This window comes from Streptomyces sp. NPDC102274 (assembly GCF_044766385.1).
Classification (GTDB): Bacteria; Actinomycetota; Actinomycetes; order Streptomycetales; family Streptomycetaceae; genus Streptomyces.
This window is the reverse complement of the sequence record NZ_JBIWLW010000142.1, coordinates 1-1,442: the sequence shown is the minus strand read 5'-3', so window position 1 is coordinate 1,442 and position 1,442 is coordinate 1. Positions and strand designations below refer to the sequence as shown.

Below are 1,442 nucleotides of genomic sequence, written 5' to 3'. Positions count from 1 at the left end.
TAACGAACCACCGCCACTCTGACGGTCCGTCAGCCAACTAGACTCCGAAAGGGCCCCTTGACCAGGGCGTATGGAGAACTGCAACTGGAGTACTACTACTCCAGTTGCAGTGCTGGAGTACTACTCCAGCCGTAGATCCACGCGGACTGGGGCGACGGCCTGTCCCTCGCCGCGGGCGCCGCGCTCCTGGCCGTCCTCACCGGCATAGCCACCTCCGGCGGCACAGAGGGCCCGGGAATCACCGAGACCGTACGGGACCGCCGGTGACCACCCCGCCGACCGATCCGGGCGTTTACATCAGCTCGACCCAGACCTACCAGGAAGTACAGAAGCTGGGGGCGCGCCCTCGACCGTATCGAGATCAAGCTCGATGAAGTCCTGCGGGAGACCGCCGACATCCGTGGGGATGTTCCCGACCACGAGTCCCGGCTACGTGCGCTGGAGCGTGCTCGATGGCCTCTGCCCACGATCACCGCGCTCGCGGCCGTCGCCGCCGTGGTGATCGCCCTCTACCGCCGACCTGCGAATGTCGCGCCCCTCCATCCGGCTTGCGGGCTGGTGGAGGGGCGTGGTTCCGCAGGTCGGTGTGGGGGGCAGGCTTGCGGCCCCGAACGTAGGTGTAGACGCATCGTCAAGGTGTGTCGACGCGTCATCAAAGACATCACGGCGCGGGTCTGCGATTGTTTCGGTCATGACATCTTTGAGAGGTAAGCGCAGATTTGCCGTGCCCATGGGGCTTAGCGCCCTCATGCTCGCCGTCTCGGGTGCCCTGTCCCCCGCGTCCGCAGCGACCCACTGGTCCTATCAGAACGGGTACGTCGGCGGTTGTCTCGCCTCAACCACAGATGGAGGGGGCGCCATAACGCTTGGTTGCAACACCAGCAATAGTCGGCAAAGGTGGTACTGGGGCTCGGAGTCGAATAGCTGGCAAGGCCACACGATGAAGCGACTGGTGAATGTCAACACCGGTGCCTGCCTGACCACGGACAATAAGACCGAGCTGAACGCCGTCTGGTTGGCCCCCTGTGGAAACCGCTCCGGACAGTTCTGGACTGCCGACAACAGCAGACTCCAGAACCAGAACGGCAACTTCCTCATCGACGACGGGGACAACGACCTCCATACTGTTCGAGAATACACCAATTCGAACGAATTCGTTTGGGTGGGCTGGACGCCGTGATGCGCCGCGTGGCCATCACGTCGACCAGGTCGACTTCAGCTTTGCACTCAGAGGCCGTATCTCTACCGATCTTGTAACGTGCGGATCGAACAGAGTTCCAGGTTCGGGTGATCTTCCGGCGATCGCGGCATAAAGGCAGGGCCCCTTGGTGGCTCGGAGGTGCGAACCTAAGAAGCTGTTGTCGTACCGAGAGGTTCGGTTGCGGATCGAACGTGGTTTCCCGGTCGGGTGATCGGCTCGTGGCCGGGGAATGAAAGCAGGG

General features: G+C 62.8%; 1 protein-coding gene. It reads left to right on the top strand.

Annotation, left to right across the window (positions count from 1 at the left end):
- Positions 1 to 952: 952 nt before the first annotated feature.
- On the top strand, positions 953 to 1,180 hold the full coding sequence (locus tag ACIRQP_RS42440) for a hypothetical protein (protein ID WP_403900835.1): 228 nt from the start codon (positions 953 to 955) through the stop codon (positions 1,178 to 1,180).
- The last annotated feature ends 262 nt before the right edge of the window (positions 1,181 to 1,442 follow it).